The 17,733-nt window shown below is 65.6% G+C and carries 19 protein-coding genes; 10 read left to right on the plus strand and 9 right to left on the minus strand.

All coding sequences use genetic code 11. The features are described from left to right. Positions 1-45 precede the first annotated feature (45 nt). On the plus strand, positions 46-255 hold the full coding sequence (locus tag ABD050_RS28815; protein ID WP_343893030.1) for a hypothetical protein: 210 nt from the start codon (positions 46-48) through the stop codon (positions 253-255). Here ABD050_RS28815 and ABD050_RS28820 read toward each other — a convergent pair. Then, entirely contained in the window at positions 244-657 is a 414-nt protein-coding gene (locus tag ABD050_RS28820) for a hypothetical protein (RefSeq protein WP_343893031.1), read from the minus strand. The two genes, ABD050_RS28815 and ABD050_RS28820, sit on opposite strands and share 12 nt — an antisense overlap. 63 nt (positions 658-720) lie before the next feature. Further along, positions 721-951: a hypothetical protein gene (locus ABD050_RS28825; RefSeq protein ID WP_343893032.1), complete on the minus strand. Its 231-nt coding sequence runs from the start codon at positions 949-951 to the stop codon at positions 721-723. Positions 952-1,047: 96 nt separating this feature from the next. On the opposite strand from ABD050_RS28825, the gene ABD050_RS28830 reads away from it, so the two are divergent. Then, entirely contained in the window at positions 1,048-2,874 is a 1,827-nt protein-coding gene (locus ABD050_RS28830) for an ABCB family ABC transporter ATP-binding protein/permease (protein ID WP_343893033.1), read from the plus strand. A gap of 15 nt (positions 2,875-2,889) precedes the next feature. On the opposite strand, the gene ABD050_RS28835 is transcribed toward ABD050_RS28830, so the two are convergent. Together ABD050_RS28835 and ABD050_RS28840 are read right to left on the minus strand one after the other, a co-directional pair. Beyond that, positions 2,890-3,585 carry a peptidoglycan-binding protein gene (locus ABD050_RS28835; protein ID WP_343893034.1) on the minus strand — a complete coding sequence of 232 codons (696 nt, stop codon included), beginning with the start codon at positions 3,583-3,585 and terminating at the stop codon, positions 2,890-2,892. A 61-nt stretch (positions 3,586-3,646) separates the two neighbouring features. Further along, positions 3,647-4,063 (minus strand): DUF1810 domain-containing protein, encoded by a 417-nt coding sequence (locus ABD050_RS28840; protein ID WP_425542527.1) that lies wholly within the window; start codon positions 4,061-4,063, stop codon positions 3,647-3,649. Between the two features lie 85 nt (positions 4,064-4,148). Between ABD050_RS28840 and ABD050_RS28845 the strand changes: the two genes are divergently transcribed. Continuing rightward, positions 4,149-4,685, plus strand: a complete 537-nt coding sequence (locus tag ABD050_RS28845) for a 2'-5' RNA ligase family protein (RefSeq protein WP_343893036.1) — start codon at positions 4,149-4,151, stop codon at positions 4,683-4,685. Here ABD050_RS28845 and ung read toward each other — a convergent pair. The 4 genes from ung to ABD050_RS28865 form a co-directional block, all read right to left on the minus strand. Then, positions 4,677-5,375, minus strand: coding sequence for a uracil-DNA glycosylase (gene ung, locus ABD050_RS28850; RefSeq protein WP_343893037.1), 699 nt, complete (start codon positions 5,373-5,375; stop codon positions 4,677-4,679). The genes ABD050_RS28845 and ung overlap by 9 nt on opposite strands. A gap of 70 nt (positions 5,376-5,445) precedes the next feature. Next, positions 5,446-5,754, minus strand: coding sequence for an alkylphosphonate utilization protein (locus ABD050_RS28855; protein ID WP_343893038.1), 309 nt, complete (start codon positions 5,752-5,754; stop codon positions 5,446-5,448). 11 nt (positions 5,755-5,765) lie between these two features. Further along, positions 5,766-5,894 carry a hypothetical protein gene (locus ABD050_RS28860; protein WP_343893039.1) on the minus strand — a complete coding sequence of 43 codons (129 nt, stop codon included), beginning with the start codon at positions 5,892-5,894 and terminating at the stop codon, positions 5,766-5,768. Between the two features lie 560 nt (positions 5,895-6,454). Continuing rightward, positions 6,455-7,495, minus strand: a complete 1,041-nt coding sequence (locus ABD050_RS28865) for a phospholipase A (RefSeq protein ID WP_343893040.1) — start codon at positions 7,493-7,495, stop codon at positions 6,455-6,457. Between the two features lie 97 nt (positions 7,496-7,592). Here ABD050_RS28865 and hisN point away from each other — a divergent pair, with 97 nt between their 5' ends. Continuing rightward, the gene (gene hisN, locus ABD050_RS28870) at positions 7,593-8,375 is read left to right on the plus strand and encodes a histidinol-phosphatase (protein ID WP_343893041.1); all 783 of its coding nucleotides are present in this window, start codon (positions 7,593-7,595) and stop codon (positions 8,373-8,375) included. Here hisN and ABD050_RS28875 read toward each other — a convergent pair whose 3' ends face one another. After that, positions 8,376-10,577 carry an AsmA family protein gene (locus ABD050_RS28875; RefSeq protein ID WP_343893042.1) on the minus strand — a complete coding sequence of 734 codons (2,202 nt, stop codon included), beginning with the start codon at positions 10,575-10,577 and terminating at the stop codon, positions 8,376-8,378. 171 nt (positions 10,578-10,748) lie between these two features. On the opposite strand from ABD050_RS28875, the gene rpmI reads away from it, so the two are divergent. The 6 genes from rpmI to ABD050_RS28905 all read left to right on the plus strand — a co-directional run bounded on the left by rpmI (position 10,749) and on the right by ABD050_RS28905 (position 17,571). Beyond that, positions 10,749-10,952, plus strand: a complete 204-nt coding sequence (gene rpmI / locus ABD050_RS28880) for a 50S ribosomal protein L35 (protein ID WP_343893043.1) — start codon at positions 10,749-10,751, stop codon at positions 10,950-10,952. Between the two features lie 17 nt (positions 10,953-10,969). Further along, positions 10,970-11,335 (plus strand): 50S ribosomal protein L20, encoded by a 366-nt coding sequence (rplT, locus tag ABD050_RS28885; protein WP_343893044.1) that lies wholly within the window; start codon positions 10,970-10,972, stop codon positions 11,333-11,335. 91 nt (positions 11,336-11,426) lie between these two features. Further along, positions 11,427-12,509: a phenylalanine--tRNA ligase subunit alpha gene (gene pheS / locus ABD050_RS28890; protein WP_425542526.1), complete on the plus strand. Its 1,083-nt coding sequence runs from the start codon at positions 11,427-11,429 to the stop codon at positions 12,507-12,509. After that, on the plus strand, positions 12,506-14,890 hold the full coding sequence (gene pheT, locus ABD050_RS28895; protein WP_343893046.1) for a phenylalanine--tRNA ligase subunit beta: 2,385 nt from the start codon (positions 12,506-12,508) through the stop codon (positions 14,888-14,890). The genes pheS and pheT overlap by 4 nt, the downstream gene beginning before the upstream one ends. Before the next feature lie 157 nt (positions 14,891-15,047). Then, positions 15,048-15,920, plus strand: a complete 873-nt coding sequence (locus tag ABD050_RS28900) for an aldose 1-epimerase family protein (protein ID WP_343893047.1) — start codon at positions 15,048-15,050, stop codon at positions 15,918-15,920. Between the two features lie 79 nt (positions 15,921-15,999). Beyond that, entirely contained in the window at positions 16,000-17,571 is a 1,572-nt protein-coding gene (locus ABD050_RS28905; RefSeq protein ID WP_343893048.1) for a peptide chain release factor 3, read from the plus strand. The last annotated feature ends 162 nt before the right edge of the window (positions 17,572-17,733 follow it).

A 17,733-nucleotide genomic window follows, 5' to 3' on the forward strand; every position in this document is an offset into this window, starting at 1 on the left:
TTGTCCGGTGAGGTTTCCTGCATAACAGGCGCTTAACCAGCGAGGGTGAGCGACTTTCCCGATCGATCCTCCCGCCCCGACGTACAGGGCTACGACGCACCAGCTGCCCGGCCGAGCCGCGCCTCGCTGCTCGCGGCCCTGCTCGAGAAGCGGGCGGCGGCGCACAATGCGGGCGCGCATGATCTCGAGGCGCTGCTCCGCGACCAGATCCGCTGGGCGTTGCCGATCGAGCGCTTCCCCGATTCAGCCGAGTAAAGGCTCGCCCGGATAGGGTTTGTGGTGCAGGCGCGCGGCAAGCCAGCCGCCCGTGATCGGTAACAGGACCGCGCAGGCCTGCATCCAGACCGGATATGGCAGATCGAGAATATCGGCGATCGCGATGGCCATCATCAATCCCGCAGTGATCCAGCCTGCCCATTTCCAGTCGCAGACCCTGAGCGCCAGCCACGCCCCCCCGAAACTGCCGAGTAGCCACGGCGCCACCCAAAGCAGCTTCTCGCCCAACGGCATCTCGGCAACCAGCCTGGACATCATTGTCTCGTCCGCGACGGTGGTGTCGATCATCAACGGGTAGAGCTGGTCGCTGCCCCAGCCCATCGCGGCCAGGATGGCGACGGCAAAAACGGAGCCGATGATGATTCCGAGCAGTTTACGCATCATTCCCCCGCAATGCCGTTCTCGCGGGAGACAGTAAGCGACCCAGCGGAAAGCGCCAGCGCGTCAGCCGCGGCGATGGTCCTGGCTGATCTGCACCATTTGCTGGCCGACCGAGCGGCAGGCGGCGCTGACGACCGGATAGTCGATATCGCTGTTGCGGATCAGCGCTGCGGGCATCGCCGCCTGGCATTGCTGAGCCGTCGCATAGTGAACCGGCTCGACGCGCGTCTGGGCGCAGTTCGCCGCGCCGTCTCCGCAGCCCATGATCGCCATGACGAAATAGAGCGGTTCCATGCGTCGTCCTCCAGTCAAGCCCATAATCGACGAACCGCCCGACTAGTTCCGCGAAATGCTTTCAGTTCGAAGGCGTCGCCCCTACATGAGGCGGCGATGCCCCCATTGACCGAAACACCCAGCGTCGAACGCCCGTTGCTGCCGACGCTCCGCCGCTTCCTGCCTTATTTGTGGCCGTCGGATGCCCGGCCACTACGGCTGCGGATTGTCGTGTCGATGATCCTCGTCGTCGCGTCGAAGATCGTCCAGATTTTCGGGAGCGGCTATACGTTGAAATACGCATTCGATCGGATGGCGCATGGCGACCGGAGCGTCGCCTGGATCGTCGTCGCGCTCGTGCTCGGCTATGCCGCCGCGCGCTTCTCCTCGACCATGTTCGACAATTTCCGCAACGTCGTGTTCGAGCGGGTCGGGCAGGAGGCGACGCGCCGGCTGGCGGGCAGCGTGTTCCGCCACCTCCACCAATTGTCGCTGCGCTTCCATCTCGAGCGCCGGACCGGCGCGGTCACCAAGGTGGTGGAGCGCGGCACCAAGAGCATCGATACGATGCTCTATTTCATGCTGTTCAACATTGCGCCGACATTACTCGAACTGATCATCGTGCTGGGCATCTTCTGGACCAGCTTCGGCCTGTGGCTGGCGGCTGGGACGGTGGTGATGGTTGCCGTCTATATCTATTTCACGCGCATGGTGACTGACTGGCGCGCGGCGCTGCGCACCCGGATGAACGACCTCGATACCGGTGCCGTCTCGCACGCAGTGGATTCGCTGCTGAACTTCGAAACAGTCAAATATTTCAACGCCGAGGAACGCGAGGCGGCGCGGTACGAGGCGGCGATGCAGGCCTATGCCAATGCAGCGGTGCGCAGCGAGAACTCGCTCGCCTGGCTCAATATCGGCCAGGCGCTGGTCACCAGCGCGACGCTCGGCATCGGCATGGCGATGATCGCTTGGGGTTGGGGCACGGGCCAGTTCACGGCCGGTGACGTCCTGTTGGTCTCGACCCTGTTGTCGCAGCTGTTCCGCCCGCTCGATCTGCTCGGCATGGTCTATCGCACGATCCGCCAGGGCGTGATCGACATGGGCGCGATGTTCGATCTGATCGATACGCCGTCAGAGGTCGTCGACGCGCCGGGTGCGCAGCCGCTCGTCGTCGGCAACGGCCATGTCCGCTTCGAGGATGTGCATTTCGGTTATGATGCCGGCCAGCCCATCCTGAAGGGAATCGATCTCGATATTCCCGCCGGGCACACGCTCGCCGTGGTCGGGCCGTCGGGCGCCGGCAAGTCGACGCTCGCGCGGCTGATGTACCGTTTCTACGATCTCACCGGCGGCCGGATCACGATCGACGGGCAGGATATCGCCGGGGTCACGCAGGATTCGCTTCGCAGCGCGATCGGCATCGTCCCGCAGGATACAGTGCTGTTCAACGACACGATCGGCTACAATATCGCTTATGGCCGCGAGGGCGCGGGCCCCGACGAGATCGTTCGTGCGGCCAAGGGCGCTGCGATCGCCGAGTTCATCGAACGCCAGCCGCTCGGCTATGAGACTCGGGTCGGCGAGCGCGGGCTGAAGCTCTCGGGCGGCGAGAAGCAGCGCGTCGCGATCGCGCGGACCCTGCTCAAGAATCCGCCGATCCTGATCCTCGATGAGGCGACCAGCGCGCTCGACAGCCGCACCGAGGCTGAGATCCAGGACACGCTAGAGGATATCGAGCGCGGCCGCACCACGATTGTGATTGCGCACCGCCTGTCGACCGTGGTCAACGCCGACGAAATCGTCGTGCTCGATTCGGGCCGGGTGGTCGAGCGCGGCAGCCATGCCGCGCTGCTGCGGCAGGACGGGCTTTATGCCGAGATGTGGAACCGCCAGGCGCAGGAGCGCGAGAGCGAGGAAGACGGCGCGCTCGCCGCCGAATAGCGCGCGGGCTGGCGCTCAGGGCAGCAGCAGCTTCTTTGCCCGGGCGAGATGGATCCTCGCGTCGTCGAGTCCCGTGCTGCCGCCATTGACCAGCTTGCGCACCTTCACGACATCGTCGGCATCGGCGGCGGCGTTGATTGCCCGCGACGTCCAGAACAGGCAGGCGAGCCTGACCGAGGTCGCCGGGTCGGCGGCGAGTTCGGGCATGGTTTCGAGCGGGAGGTTGGCTTCCTCGCCCCGCGCTTCGTAATTGGCCCGGCCGGTGAGCTGGATCAGCCCGCGTCCGCGAAAATCCCAGCCGTCGCCGGTCGCGGCGGGGCCGTTGCCGAGCCGGTCGCTATAGACTCTCAGCGCGACTGCCTCGGGCTTCATGACGAAGCCGGTGGTCGATTGCAGCGTCGGGAAATATTTGGGGAAGGTCGCCATCAGCCCGGCGGCGGTATAGCCGAGTTGCTCCTCGAGGCTCTTGTAGCCGCCGGTCTCGGTGGCGGTCTGGGCGAGGAAATGGGCCAGGCGCAATTCGGTGTTGATCTTGGCGCCGGCGAGGTTCGCTGCGCAGCCGCTGCCGATCGCGATGCCTCTGTCGCCGAGGTCGACCCTGGCCATGTAGCTGAACAGCGCCGCATAGGTCCCGCGCCCGATCGCGCCGTCGATCGGCTGGCGATAAAAGCCGGCATCAGCCAGCCGTTGCTGCAATCGCTTGACGTCCATGCCTGCCCCCTGCCGCACTTTGCGACATGGTCGCGTTTTGCCGGGCCAAGTCAACGCGTCGTCAGAGCAGGCGCAGGGTTTCGGGATCGCGGACGCCGGCGAAGAAGGCGTCGAGCACCTCAGCGAACGCATCGCCGCCGCCCGCTGCCTCGAACAGCGTCATTGAGGACCGCAGCTTGATCGAATCGATCCCGCCGAAGATTCCCTCCGCGGTTCGCGTTTCGGCATATGTCAGCACAGCAGCGACACATTCCCGCAAACGCGCGCCGAGCACTGGGTGCGCCAGATAGGCGCGGGCCTCGTCGAGGTCGCTGATGGCGTAGAGTTGGGCCATGTGGCTGCGGCCCAGCCCGGCGATCTGGGGGAAGATGAACCACATCCAGTGGCTGCGCTTCGCGCCGGCGCTGAGCTCGGCGAGCGCGCGGGGATAGACCTCGCGCTGGGCCGCAACGAAGCGGGAAAGATCCTGGCGATCCATCTCGGTCATGATTCTCTCCAGCCGTCTCGACTCTGCGACGCAGCGGAACATATGATGAACATCATTTCCCGAGTCGGAGGTCTCCATGAAAACGCATCATCGCCTGTTTTTCGCCCTTCGTCCTCCCGAAGAGGCAGTTCCCTATCTCGTCGAGGAGCAAGGCCGTTTTCGCCCCGGACACGCGGTGCGCCGGGAGCATCTGCATCTCACCACGGTGATCGTGAACGACCACAGGGTCTTTCCGGCTGCGATCGCCGAGCGGATGTGCGCGGTCGGCGATGCGATCATCGCCGACCAATTCCCGATCATCCTCGATGAGGTCGCTGCCAGCCGCCGATCGGTGGTGATGGTGCCGAGCGAGCCCCTGCGCGGCTTCGACGCCTTCCAGCAGTGCGTTGCCAGGGGCATGGCCCGTGCAGGGCTCCGGGAACGGGATGGCAGGCGGCCACGCCCGCATGTCACGCTGCTCTACCGGCATGGCCCGCCGCTGCGGCAAGGCACCATCCCGCTGAGCTGGACGGCGACCGAATTCGTCCTGATCCACAGCCTGCTTGGCGAAACCCGGCACGTGGTGCTGGCACGCTGGCCGCTGCGGGCGCCCAAGCTGCCCACCCTACACTGAAGCGGGCAGCGCCCAGTCGATCGGCTTCTGGCCGTGGCTCTGGAGGAATGCATTGGCCTTGGAGAAATGCTTGCAGCCGAAAAAACCCGAATGCGCCGAGAGCGGCGAGGGATGCGCTGCCTTGAGCACCAGGTGCCGCCCGCCCCGGTCGATACTGTCGACGAACGCCGCCTTTTTCTGGGCATAGCTGCCCCAGAGCATGAACACGACGGGCTCGGGTTTCGCGTTGATCAGGCGGATCACCGCGTCGGTGAAGCGCTCCCAGCCCCGATCGCGGTGCGAGGCGGCCATGCCCATCTGCACCGTCAGCACTGCGTTGAGCAGCAGCACGCCCTGTTCGGCCCAATGTTCGAGAAAGCCGTGGCGCGCCGGCGGGATGCCGAGATCGCTCGCCATTTCCTTGTAGATATTGACGAGGCTCGGCGGTGGCCGAACCTCGGGCCGCACCGAAAAGCACAGGCCATGTGCCTGGCCTTCGCCATGATAGGGGTCCTGCCCCAGGATCACGACGCGGACATTTTCGAGCGGAGTCAGGTCGAGCGCGCGGAACCATTCATTCCCCTTGGGGAAGATGCGCCGGCCCGCCGTTTTCTCGGCGACGAGATAGCTTTTGAGCGCCGCCATATAGGGGCTGTCGAACTCGCCGCGCAGCGGTTCGAGCCAGCTCGGATGGAGTTTCACGTCGTTCATCAATCGCCGCCCTTTCCGGGAACCACGTTTCGGAAAGGGAAGGCCGCTGTCAATTGCAAGAGAGGCGGGTCTAGCGCTTGCGCACGAACTCGGCGCGCAGCACCAGGCCCTTGATGCCCTCATATTTGCAGTCGATTTCCTGCGGATCGCCGGTGAGGCGGATCGACTTGATCAGCGTGCCGCGCTTCAGCGTCTGGCCGGCGCCCTTGACGGTCAGGTCCTTGATCAGGGTCACCTGGTCGCCATCGGCAAGCAGGTTGCCCACTGAGTCGCGGACCTCGATCGTCTCGGTACCGGCGGCACGAGCGCGGGCGTCGGCCGCGCTGATCCATTCGCCGCTGGCCTCGTCATAGACGAAATCTTCTTCTTCATTGGTCATCGGGTCGGCGCTCAGTTTTTCAGCGTGGTCATTTCGACCGCCTTGCCCTTGCTCGACGGGTTCGAAGCATTCTGCTTCGGCGCCTTTTCGGCCTTGGGCTTGCGGATTTCCTTGTTCGATTTCTTCTGGGCTTTGGCCATGTCGGCGATCCTCTCGGGCGGGCTGCCCGTGACGGATACTACACGCTTCGGCCGCGCCGCGCCCGCTTATTCGCGCCGGCCGGCGCACCGGTTCAGCCGATTGTGCCGATCACGGCATATTGGCCGAGGAGAAGGAGGGCGGTCGTCGCGAACGAGACCATGCCGATGGTGAGGCTGCGGGTCATTTCAAATCTCGCATGAATGAGGGTGGCGACCCGGTCACGCGACCGGGCCGACCGAGACGGCGGCGCTGAACATCACGACGGTGAACATCAGGGCGCCGACAAGCGAGAAAGCGAGGCGCTGTGCATTTTCGAAACGGAGTGACATGATCTTCATTCCCTGAACTTGGCGATCCGGACCATCCGGCCGCCGATGCCAGAGTGATTGCAGGGAGCGTGCCAATCCGGTAACATGCTGATATTGCTTGGTAGATATATCGGGTACGACAGGATGTACTGAAAACATCCGGAAGAGATTGGGAATTTTCACCAATCTTTGGCGCAAGCGCTCATTCGATTTTAACCAGATTTCGCGCGCCCGCCCGCCCGTCAATATCCTCAGCGGGTGAAGGCGATCCCCAGCCGCGCATGGGTGGCGCTGCGCTTATAGTCGTTCAGCGCCTCGCCATAGCCGGTAAAGGCCTGGCCGAAGAGATAGACATGGGGCAGCTGGTCCCAGATGCCGGTCAGCGGATAGGAGAGGAACGCCTCGGCCGCGCCCTTGCCGGTGCCGACATTGCCGCGTCCGGTGATCGCCAGCTTCAGGCCGTCCTGCCGGCCGATCGCCGCGGTGAGCGCGGTATAGCCGCGATACCGCGCGATATCGTCGGCGATGCCGTGCTCGCCGAAAATGAACCATGCCTCGGGCGTCAGCTCGGCCTGCCAGCCGGTGCCGAGCGCAAAGCGCTTCGAGACGCGGGCGAAGGCACGGTTGATGTCGACCGAACGCGCGGTGACTTCCCCGTTCGAATCGTGGCGGTAGCCGAAGCCGAGCGTCGTCGTGCGGTCGAGCGGCACGTCGACGAACAGTTCCGGGCTGTAATTGGTCGCGCGGAACGGTGCTGAATCCAGGTTCAGCGCCCAGAACATCGTCTGGGTATAGGCGAAATTGAGGGTCGGTCCGTCCTCGCGGCCGAGCGCGCGGAAGGCGAAGCTGACCTGCAGCTTGCCGCCGGCATCGCCGGTGCCGAACACGCCATAGATCGGCTCATGCGGCCGGAAGCGATCGAGGAAGCCGCCCGACGTCCCCGAGGAATCCGCCACGATCGTCTCGTGTTTCGGCGCGACCGGGAGCGGTGTCGCCGCGGCTTGTTCAGCCGCCGGCCGATAGCGAAGCCTGGCGAAGGCGCCGGGCTGTACCGTCACCGGATCGGCGGTCGGCGCGATCAAAACCAGGCGCGCGCCGTCCGCCGTCCGGGTTTCGACGGTTGCCGGCGCACCGGTCTCGGGGCGGGCCCCGTCATTGATCAGATAGACATCGACCCCGTCCCTGGCGGCCTCCGCGGAGGCCGGGGGCTCGACGAGCGGGCGGAGCTGGGCGGCGGCAGGGGCGGAGATCGTCAGCATCGCCGCACCGGAAAGGATCGCATAGGGTCGCATCCCGGCGTGATGGCAGGCGAATGTTTCGCGGGCGAGTCGAAATTTAGGCGCTCGATCGGGCTGGCAGTAGCTGGGCGGGACGGCTAGGCGGAGCAGCATGCGCGTCACCGATGCAGAAATCGCCTTTGCGGAAACCCTTGCCGGCCTCGCCGGGGCGGCAATCCGTCCCTATTTCCGACGCTCGCATGGGCTCGAGGCAAAGGCCGATGCGTCGCCGGTCACGCTGGCGGATCGCGCGGCCGAACAGGCGATGCGCGCCGCGATCGAGGCGCGCTTCCCCGACGATGCAATCATCGGCGAGGAATATGGCGTTCGCGAGGGCACCAGCGGCCGCGCCTGGGTGCTCGATCCGATCGATGGCACGCGGGCGTTCATTTCCGGCCGGCCGATCTTCGGCACGCTGATCGCACTGGTCGCTGACGGATGGCCGGTGCTCGGGGTGATCGACCAGCCGATCCTCGGCGAACGCTGGCTTGGCGTCATCGGCCGGCCGACATTGTTCAACGGCGCGCCGACCACGACACGGCGCTGCCCCGATCTCGCCCAGGCGCTGCTCGCGACGACCTCGCCGGCCCTGTTCGGCGACGACCAGCTCCATGCCTTCGAGCATCTCGATGCGGCGGTGATGAGCACGGTGCTCGGCGGCGACTGTTACAATTATGCCTGTGTCGCCTCGGGCTGGCTCGACATCGTCGTCGAGGATGGGCTCAAGCTCCATGATTTCGCGGCGCTGGTCCCTGTCGTCGAGGGTGCCGGCGGGCGGATGTGCGACTGGGCTGGCGATCCGCTGACCGCTGACAGCATCGGCGAGGTGGTTGCGGCTGGCGATCCGGCGCGGATCGAGGATATTCTCGAGGCGCTTGCCTGCCGGGGGCACTGATCAGAGCTTGATCCCCAGGAATTTCCTGCGCTGCTCGTGGCGCTCGCCGGGCGATTCCCTGCCGTTTTCCGCCTTGGCGGTGGTGCCATGGCCGACATCGTCGCGCGGCTTTCCACCGGTGGTGCGCTGTGCCCTAGCCGTCGCGCCGGCGAGGACCGGGCCGCACTGCGTGCCCTTCGCGTCGCCGACATCGACAAAGGCGAGGATGCCGGCAAGCGGCGTCGCGACCAGCGACAGGCCGAGCCCGACACCGGCACGCTCGATCAGCTGCGGGCTGACCACAGTAATCCCCGGCTTGGCGAAATAGCCGTTCACGCCGATCGGCGACTGCGCCGAGATCAGGCTGAACTTCTTGCCATCGGCGCGCACGGCGAAATCGAGCGACTCGTTCCTGAAGCTGAAACCGCCCCGACCGATTATGACGTTCTTCTGCGTGTCGATCAGGATCGGGTCGGCGGCACCAATGCCGTTGCGCACGGTAAAGGCGATCAGCCCGCAATTGATCTTCACTGGCTCCTTCAATTTATGCTGGAACATCTTCTGCACGAAGGTGCCGATATCGAGCTCGGAAAGCTGGACATTGCGCGTCCAGAAGCTGCCGGCTGGGATGATGATCGCAATCCGGCCATTGGCGGTCGACAGCGAATCATGGACCGTGTCGCCGTCCCCGGCGAGCTGGATCCGCGCCTTCACCGTCCCGGTGGTGCCGGCCTCGTCGACCCCGTAACCGGCGAGCAGTACGCCCATCGGGGTCGGCGACAGGCGGATGTCGTAATCGGTGTGGACGACGGGCTTGCGTGCGTTGATCTTGATGTCCGAGCTGACATGGCCGCGCGCCATGTCGAAGGTCAGCGGCGAGAGCGTCAGCAGGCTGTCGTCGAGCCCCAGCGTGAGGTCGATGTTCGAGACCGGCAGGTTGCGGGCGCGCACGCTGCGCACGGTATAGTGCAGGTCGGCGTCGAAATTCCTGAGTGAATCGACGCGGAGCTGCGCGTCGGGCAGCAGGCGCGGCGCGCCATTCACCTTCGTGACGATCGCTCCCTTGCCCTGGGCCGCGACCGCATCGGGATTATAGCCGATGAACGGCGCGATATCGATGATGTCGAGCGTGCGGGTGGCAAGCGTCGCGTCGATCTTCAGCCGCGGCTCGAGCAGCCTGACGGTCAGCTTGCCGGCAATGTCACTGTCGCCGAAATGGCCGCGCAGCCCCGTGAAGCGATAGTCGTCGCCGGTCTTGGTCAGCGCCGAATCGAGTCGATAGGCGCGCGTCTCAGGCACGGCGACGCCGATGATGCTGAACAGATCGGCGATGTTCCCGCCGCGCGCCGTCACCTTCAGGTCGGCGCCGTCGATCCGGGTCGGCGCGTCGAGCGTGCCCGCCACGTCGATCGCGGTGCGCGCCGCCTTGATGTGGAGGTCTAGCTTGTTCTTGCCGCCGACGACGGTGGCGTTGGGGGCCAGCATCTCGCCATACAGGGTGAACGGCGTCTTGCGCTCCATGCCCTTGCCGGTGAACTGAATCGCACTTTCGAAGCGGGTGTCGCTGGCCTTGATCGTCTTGAAGGCGAGATCGGCCGTGAGCTGCAACCTTGGGTCGATATAGCGCAAGGTCGTACCCGCCACGGTGGCCTGGCGGATCAGCGGCATCTCGAAGGGTTTCCCCTTCTTCTCGCTGAAGGTCCAGGTGTTGGTCTTGCCGTCCCTGCTCCATTCGAGATCGACCGCGCCGTTCAGCATGTCGAGCCCCTTCACCCGCCGGTCGCCGACGATCAGCGGGAAGGTGGCGATTCGCGTGTCGATCCGCTTCGCCTCGAACAGATTGGGCCGGGAGGCCCATAAGGGGTTGGAGATCGTCATGCCCTCGGCGACGAAATGAATGTTGATCGGATCGAAATAGAGTTGGAAGTCGCCCGGCACCTTTACCTGGCGGTGAGTCATCGCAGCCACGGTGCGCTCGAAGGGATGCTTCAGGAAACGGCCCTTGGTGATGTAGAGGATCAGCCAGGCGAGGAAGATCGCGCCGAGGATGCCGAGCACGATATTGCGCGCGATTCGCCAGGGGCGGGAGAGGCGGCGCGATTCGACGGTGGCCTCGGCCGATTCAGCGTCGGCGGCATGAGTCGATTCGGCTTCAGCCGGCGTTTCGACGATGAAATCGCCGGTGCTCCCGGGCGGTGCTGCAGGCGAACGCGGTGAATCCATCGCCTTTCAACCATTCGCGCATGCGGCAAGTTCCGAATCCCGCCATCCGCTGAGGTTGCATTTGCGCGCGTGCACCGCTATGCGCCCGCCTTTCCGCGATCAAGAGGAACTGCCCGGCCGGTATGGGCTGCCGTGGCCGTTCATAATCGTCGCGCATACAAGGAGACGAAAATGCCCAAACTCAAGACGAAGAGCGGCGTCAAGAAACGCTTCAAGCTCACTGCCACTGGCTTGCTCAAGCACGGCGTCGCCGGCAAGCGCCACCGCCTGCTGCACCACAACGGCAAGTATATCCGCCAGAATCGCGGCACCAAGGTGCTCTCCAAGGCCGACACCGCAGCGGTGAAGTCCTGGGCCCCCTACGGTCTCGGTTGAGCGGAAGGAATTAGAAAATGGCACGCGTAAAACGGGGTGTAACCACCCGCGCCAAGCACAACCGGATCCTCGATCAGGCGAAGGGCTATTATGGCCGTCGCAAGAACACGATTCGCATCGCCCGCCAGGCCGTCGAAAAGGCCGGGCAGTATGCCTATCGTGACCGCAAGGTGAAGAAGCGCTCGTTCCGGGCGCTCTGGATCCAGCGCATCAACGCGGCTGTCCGCGCCGAGGGTCTCACCTATGGCGTGTTCATGCACGGCCTGAAGCTCGCCGGCGTCGAACTTGACCGGAAGGTCCTGGCCGACATCGCGATGCACGAAGGCGCTGCGTTTAGCGCCATCATCGCGCAGGCGAAGGCGGCTCTGCCCCAGGCCGCCTGAGCGACCTGTAGCGACCGGAACATGGGGCGCGGGTGGATTGCCACCCGCGCCCTTTTCGTTATCGGGCCCTGAGCCCCGGCCAGATGAGGATATGATGACCGATCTCGACCAGTTGCGCGACCATCTGCTCGCCGCCATCGCAGCGTGCGCCGGGCTCGACGCGCTCGATGCGGTGCGGGTGCAGGCACTCGGCAAGCAGGGCACGGTGACCGGCCTGCTCAAGACATTGGGCGCCATGTCGCCCGAGGAGCGGCAGGTCCAGGGCCCGCGCATCCATGGATTGCGCGAAGCGGTGACGGCGGCGATCGCCGACCGGAAGGTCGCGCTCGACCGCGCCGATCTCGATGCGCGCCTCGCCCGCGAGACTCTCGACATGACGCTGCCGGCGGACGGCGTCGGGATGGGCAGCATCCACCCGGTCAGCCAGGTGATGGACGAACTGGCGGAGATTTTCGCCGATCTCGGCTTCGCGGTCGCGACCGGCCCCGAGATCGAGGACGACTGGCACAATTTCACCGCGCTCAACATTCCCGAGAGCCATCCGGCGCGGGCGATGCACGACACTTTCTATTTTCCGGAAAGTGCCGAGGGCGAGCGGAAGATGTTGCTGCGGACACATACGTCCCCAGTGCAGATCCGCACGATGCTCGCCCAGAAGCCGCCGATCCGCATCATCGCGCCCGGCCGCACCTATCGCTCCGACTCGGACGCCACCCACACGCCGATGTTCCATCAGGTCGAGGGGCTGGTGATCGATCGCGGCATCACGCTCGGTCATCTCAAATGGACGCTCGAGACTTTCCTCAAGGCGTTCTTCGAGCGCGACGATGTCGTGCTGCGGCTGCGCCCGAGCTATTTTCCCTTCACCGAGCCCTCGGCCGAAGTGGATGTCGGCTACACGATCGAGAAGGGCAAGCGCGTGATCGGCGGGTCCGATGGCTGGATGGAAGTGCTCGGTTCCGGGATGGTGCATCCGAAGGTGATCGCTGCCTGCGGGCTTGATCCCGACGAGTGGCAGGGCTTCGCGTTCGGCTGCGGCATCGATCGGCTTGCCATGCTCAAATATGGCATGGACGATCTGCGGCCCTTCTTCGACGGCGATATCCGCTGGCTGAAACATTATGGCTTCGCGGCGCTCGACGTGCCGACGCTGAGCGGAGGAGTGGGGGCATGAAGTTCACGCTGAGCTGGCTGAAAGAGCATCTCGAAACCGACGCGTCGCTCGACGCGATCGTCGAGGCGCTGACGCGGATCGGCCTCGAGGTCGAGGGCGTCGAGAATCCGGGCGAGAAACTTGCCGCCTTCAAGGTCGCGAAGGTCCTGAGCGCCGAGCGCCATCCCCAGGCCGACAAGCTTCAGGTGCTCTCGGTCGATGCCGGTGGCGGGCCGATGCAGGTCGTGTGCGGCGCGCCCAATGCGCGCGCCGGGCTGGTGGGCGTGTTCGGCGCGCCCGGCGCCTATGTGCCGGGCAGCGACATCACGCTGAAGGTCGCCGAGATCCGGGGCGTCGTCTCCAACGGGATGATGTGCTCGACTCGCGAACTCGAGCTGGGCGAGGATCATGACGGCATCATCGAGCTCCCCGCCGATGCGCCGGTCGGCACGCCCTATCCCGATTATGCCGGGCTGAACGATCCGGTGATCGATGTCGCGATAACCCCCAACCGCCAGGATTGCATGGGTGTGCGCGGCATCGCGCGCGATCTGGCGGCGGCGGGGCTGGGCACGCTCAAGCCCCTGGCCGAGGTCTATCGGATGACGGCGATCGCACCCATCGCCGGCGAGGGCCCGGGGCCCGACGTCCGCACCGAGGATGTGGAAGGCTGTCCGGCCTTCTTCGCGCAGGCCGTGTCGGGCGTGACCAATGGCACGTCGCCGGCATGGATGAGCCGGAAGCTGACCGCGATCGGCCAGAAGCCGATCTCCGCCCTGGTCGACATCACCAACTTCGTCTCCATCGATCTCGGCCGTCCCTTGCACGTCTATGACCGGGCGACGCTCACCGGCGGCCTGCTCGCGCGGCGCGCGCGGGATGGCGAGACGGTGCTCGCGCTCAACGGCAAGACCTATACGCTTGCCGAGAGCATGACGGTCATCGCCGACGATGCTCATGTCCATGATATCGGCGGCATCATGGGCGGCGCTGAATCGGGCGTCTCGGCCGCGACCACGGACGTGCTGATCGAATGCGCTTATTTCGATCCCGACCATATCGCCCGCACCGGGCAGAAGCTCGGCCTGACCAGCGACGCGCGGACCCGGTTCGAGCGCGGCGTTGATCCGGCCTTCCTCGATGACGGGCTCGCGATCGCGACCAGGCTGGTGCTCGATCATTGCGGCGGCACGCCGAGCGGCGTGACGCGCGCAGGCACGCCGCCGGTTGCACCGCGGACGATCGCCTATGATCCGGCGCGTGCCGAAACACTGGGCGGCCTCGCCATCGCGCCCGATCGGCAAAAGGCGATTCTCGAAAGCCTCGGCTTCACGGTCGATGGCGGCTGGAACGTCACCGTGCCGAGCTGGCGGCGCGACGTCGACGGTTCGGCCGATCTGGTCGAGGAGGTGATCCGCATCGAGGGCATCGACAAGGTGCCGACCGTCCCGCTCGATCGCGTGCCCGGCGTGGCGAAACCCACGGCGACACCCGAGCAGAAGCTCGAACGGCGCGTCCGCCGTGCCGCGGCCGCGCGGGGGCTGAACGAGGCGGTGACATGGAGCTTCATCTCGGAAGCGGAAGCGGCGCCCTTTGGCGGCGGTGCGTGGAGCCTCGCCAACCCGATCAGCGAGGACCTGAAGGTCATGCGGCCCTCGCTCCTGCCCGGCCTGCTGGCAGCGGCCGCGCGCAACCTCAAGCGCGGCGCGCAGGGCGTGCGGCTGTTCGAGATCGGCCGCCGCTATCTCGCCGCCGCGGAACGGCCGACCCTCGGCGTGGTGCTGGCCGGCGAAGGTCGCGCGCGGGGCTGGCGGCAGGGCAAGGCGGCGGCATTCGATGCCTTCGACGCCAAGGCCGAAGCGCTCGCGCTCCTCGCCGCGGCCGGCGCGCCGGTCGAGAATCTGCAGGTGATGGGGGAGGCTGGCGACGCCTGGCATCCCGGCCAGTCGGGCACGCTCCGGCTCGGGCCGAAGACAGTGCTGGCCGCGTTCGGCATGGTCCATCCGCTGACCGCCCGCGCTTATGATCTCGACGGGCCGGTGGCGGCGGTCGAGCTCTATCTCGATTCGATTCCGGGCAAGCGCGCTGCGGGCTTCATGCGGCCGGCTTATACGCCGCCCGCGCTTCAGGCGGTGCGGCGCGACTTCGCCTTCCTCGTGCCCGTTGAGCTTGCGGCGGAGTCGCTCATCCGGGCGGTGACGGGCGCCGACAAGGCTGCGATCGCCGCGGTCCGGCTGTTCGACGTCTTCACCGGCGCCGGCGTCGAGGAGGGCAGCAAGAGCCTCGCGCTCGAAGTCACGCTCCAGCCCGGCGAGAAAAGCTTCACCGATGAAGAGCTGAAAGCAGTCGGCGACAAGGTCGTCGCTGCGGCGGCGAAGCTTGGGGCGGTGTTGCGGGGGTAGCGTCAGGCTTTCCCATCCGTCACCCCGAGGCTTGTCCCGGGGTCCACCGTGTCGCGCGACTGACAGCCGAGAATCGTGCTGAACAATGGATGCCGGAACAGGTCCGGCATGGCGCAATGGGTGAACGGTGAACATCGTGAACGAAGCAAGAGACGAAATGCCCAAACTGATCGAAATCGCCTCAGGCCATCTCTCGGCCGCGATCAACCCGCTCGGCGCCGAGCTCACTCTTCTGCGCGACCCGCAGGGCCGCGAGCTGATGACTGATGCCGATCCGCGCTGGTGGACCGGCCATGCGCCGATCCTGTTCCCGATGGTCGGGCGGGCCAATGGTGACGCCATCCGGATCGACGGCGTCGCCTATGCGATGAAGCAGCACGGCTTCGCTCGGCACAAAGAGTTCGAGCTGGTCGCACACGAGGCCGCCCGAGCGGTCTTCCGGCTGACCGACAATGAGGAAACGCGCGCCGTCTACCCCTTCGCCTTTGCGCTGGAGGTGGCCTTCACCCTCAGCGCCGCCACGCTGGAAGTCGCGGTCAGCATCGAGAATCGCGGCGATGCCGTCATGCCGTCGAGCTTCGGCTTCCATCCGGCCTTTGCCTGGCCGTTGCCTTATGGCGCGCCGCGTGACGACCATCGCATCGTCTTCGAGGCGGAAGAACCCGAACGCCTGAAGGAGATCCGCGACGGGCTGATCGCGGCCGAGACGCGCGCGTCGCCGATCGATGGCCGCACGCTCCGGCTCAGCGACGAGCTGTTCGCCGCCGATGCGCTGGTGTGGGACCGAATTCATTCTTCAGCCGTCACCTATGGCGCGCCTGAAGGGCCGCAACTCGACATCGCCTTTCCGGACACGCCAAAGCTCGGCATCTGGACCCGCCCGGGCGCGCATTACATCTGTGTCGAGCCATGGCACGGCATCGCCGATCCGGTCGGCTTCACCGGCGACTTCCGCGACAAGCCCGGCGTGTTCGAGATCGCACCGCGTGGCGAGTGGACCTGCTCGATGAGCGTCACCCTGAGATCCTGAGGCGCCCGCCCCGCGTGACACGGCGCGTCCGATGCAACATAGCGGCCCCGGCCCCCGCCGGGGCGACGAGTGAGACCCAATGAACAGCCTTTCCGACCGCCGTACCTTCGCGATCATCTCGCATCCCGATGCCGGCAAGACCACGCTGACCGAAAAGCTGCTCTATTTCGGCGGCGCGATCCATCTCGCCGGCGAAGTGAAGGCACGGGGCCAGAACCGGCGCGCCCGCTCCGACTGGATGAAGATCGAGCAGCAGCGCGGCATCTCGGTCACCTCCTCGGTGATGACGTTCGAGAAGGACGGTCTCACCTTCAACCTGCTCGATACGCCGGGCCATGAGGATTTCTCGGAAGATACCTATCGCACCCTGACCGCAGTCGATTCAGCGGTGATGGTGATCGACGCAGCGCGCGGCATCGAGGCGCAGACGCGCAAATTGTTCGAGGTGTGCCGGCTGCGCTCGGTGCCGATCATCACCTTCGTCAACAAGGTCGATCGCGAGGGCCGCAGCGCCTTCGAGCTGCTCGACGAGGTGGCCGATATCCTTCAGCTCGATGTCTGCCCGATGAGCTGGCCGGTGGGCATGGGCAGCGATTTCGAGGGGGTCTATGATCTCTACGCCAACACGCTGAGCCAGCCCGAGGGCCCGTCGCGCGAATTCCACGGCAAGTCGCTTGCCTTTACCGGCCTCGACGACCTCGCGCTGGACAAGGTCCTGTCAGCGGACGGCCTTCGCCTGCTGCGCGACGAGGCCGAGCTGGCGCAGGGCGGCTATTCGAGCTTCGATGGCGAAGCCTATCGCAACGGCGATCTGACCCCGGTCTATTTCGGCTCGGCGCTCAAGGATTTCGGCGTGGCCGAGCTGATCGCGGCGCTCGGCAAGCACGCGCCCGGCCCGCGCCCACAGCCCGCCGAACCGGCGCCGATCGCCCCTGATTATGCCGAGGTCACCGGCTTCGTGTTCAAGGTCCAGGCCAATATGGACCCGAACCACCGCGACCGGATCGCGTTCATGCGGCTCTGCTCGGGCATTTTCAAACGCGGCATGAAGCTGACACCGACGGGGCACGGCAAGCCGATCGCGATCCATTCGCCGATCCTGTTCTTCGCGCAGAATCGCGAGCTCGCCGACGAGGCGTTCCCGGGCGACATCATCGGCATTCCCAATCACGGCACGCTGCGGGTCGGCGATACGCTGAGCGAGAAAGCGACGATCCGCTTCACCGGCCTGCCCAATTTCGCGCCGGAAATCCTGCGCCGCGTCGCGCTCAAGGATCCGACCAAGACCAAGCAGTTGCGCAAGGCGCTCGACGACATGGCCGAGGAGGGCGTGACCCAGGTCTTCTATCCCGAGATCGGCTCGAACTGGATCATCGGCGTGGTCGGCCAGCTCCAGCTCGAGGTGCTGCTGTCGCGGCTCGAAGCCGAGTACAAGGTCGATGCCGGGCTCGAAATGGCGCCGTTCGATACGGCGCGCTGGGTCTCGGCGGCCGATCCGGCCGATCTCAAGGCCTTCATGGACCTCAACCGGACGTCGATGGCCAAGGATCGTGACGGCAACCCAGTCTATCTCGCCAAGACGGCGTGGGATGTCGGCTATGTGGCGGATCGCTATCCCAAGGTGAAGTTCGCGGCGACCAGGGAGCGGTAACCCAAACCGTCATGCCGGGCTTGTTTCGGTATCCACTGCCCCGCACTATCCTCGGCTTCGGCTCTTGTGGCCCGGTGGACCCCGGAACACGTCCGCACTGCTGTCCGGGATTTTATCTGTAGGGGTTGGTGCACGGCAGACAAATCCTGAGGATTCTGCCAA

This window comes from Sphingomonas oligophenolica (assembly GCF_039522915.1).
In the GTDB taxonomy this organism is placed as follows: Bacteria; Pseudomonadota; Alphaproteobacteria; order Sphingomonadales; family Sphingomonadaceae; genus Sphingomonas; species Sphingomonas oligophenolica.

Coding starts and splice junctions, on each gene's coding strand:
- ABD050_RS28820 (WP_343893031.1), bottom strand. CDS start 657: ATGCGTAAACTGCTCGGAATCATCATCGGCTCCGTTTTTGCCGTCGCC.
- ABD050_RS28825 (WP_343893032.1), bottom strand. CDS start 951: ATGGAACCGCTCTATTTCGTCATGGCGATCATGGGCTGCGGAGACGGC.
- ABD050_RS28830 (WP_343893033.1), top strand. CDS start 1,048: ATGCCCCCATTGACCGAAACACCCAGCGTCGAACGCCCGTTGCTGCCG.
- ABD050_RS28835 (WP_343893034.1), bottom strand. CDS start 3,585: ATGGACGTCAAGCGATTGCAGCAACGGCTGGCTGATGCCGGCTTTTAT.
- ABD050_RS28840 (WP_425542527.1), bottom strand. CDS start 4,063: ATGGATCGCCAGGATCTTTCCCGCTTCGTTGCGGCCCAGCGCGAGGTC.
- ABD050_RS28845 (WP_343893036.1), top strand. CDS start 4,149: ATGAAAACGCATCATCGCCTGTTTTTCGCCCTTCGTCCTCCCGAAGAG.
- ung (WP_343893037.1), bottom strand. CDS start 5,375: ATGAACGACGTGAAACTCCATCCGAGCTGGCTCGAACCGCTGCGCGGC.
- ABD050_RS28855 (WP_343893038.1), bottom strand. CDS start 5,754: ATGACCAATGAAGAAGAAGATTTCGTCTATGACGAGGCCAGCGGCGAA.
- ABD050_RS28860 (WP_343893039.1), bottom strand. CDS start 5,894: ATGGCCAAAGCCCAGAAGAAATCGAACAAGGAAATCCGCAAGCCCAAG.
- ABD050_RS28865 (WP_343893040.1), bottom strand. CDS start 7,495: ATGCGACCCTATGCGATCCTTTCCGGTGCGGCGATGCTGACGATCTCC.
- hisN (WP_343893041.1), top strand. CDS start 7,593: ATGCGCGTCACCGATGCAGAAATCGCCTTTGCGGAAACCCTTGCCGGC.
- ABD050_RS28875 (WP_343893042.1), bottom strand. CDS start 10,577: ATGGATTCACCGCGTTCGCCTGCAGCACCGCCCGGGAGCACCGGCGAT.
- rpmI (WP_343893043.1), top strand. CDS start 10,749: ATGCCCAAACTCAAGACGAAGAGCGGCGTCAAGAAACGCTTCAAGCTC.
- rplT (WP_343893044.1), top strand. CDS start 10,970: ATGGCACGCGTAAAACGGGGTGTAACCACCCGCGCCAAGCACAACCGG.
- pheS (WP_425542526.1), top strand. CDS start 11,427: ATGATGACCGATCTCGACCAGTTGCGCGACCATCTGCTCGCCGCCATC.
- pheT (WP_343893046.1), top strand. CDS start 12,506: ATGAAGTTCACGCTGAGCTGGCTGAAAGAGCATCTCGAAACCGACGCG.
- ABD050_RS28900 (WP_343893047.1), top strand. CDS start 15,048: ATGCCCAAACTGATCGAAATCGCCTCAGGCCATCTCTCGGCCGCGATC.
- ABD050_RS28905 (WP_343893048.1), top strand. CDS start 16,000: ATGAACAGCCTTTCCGACCGCCGTACCTTCGCGATCATCTCGCATCCC.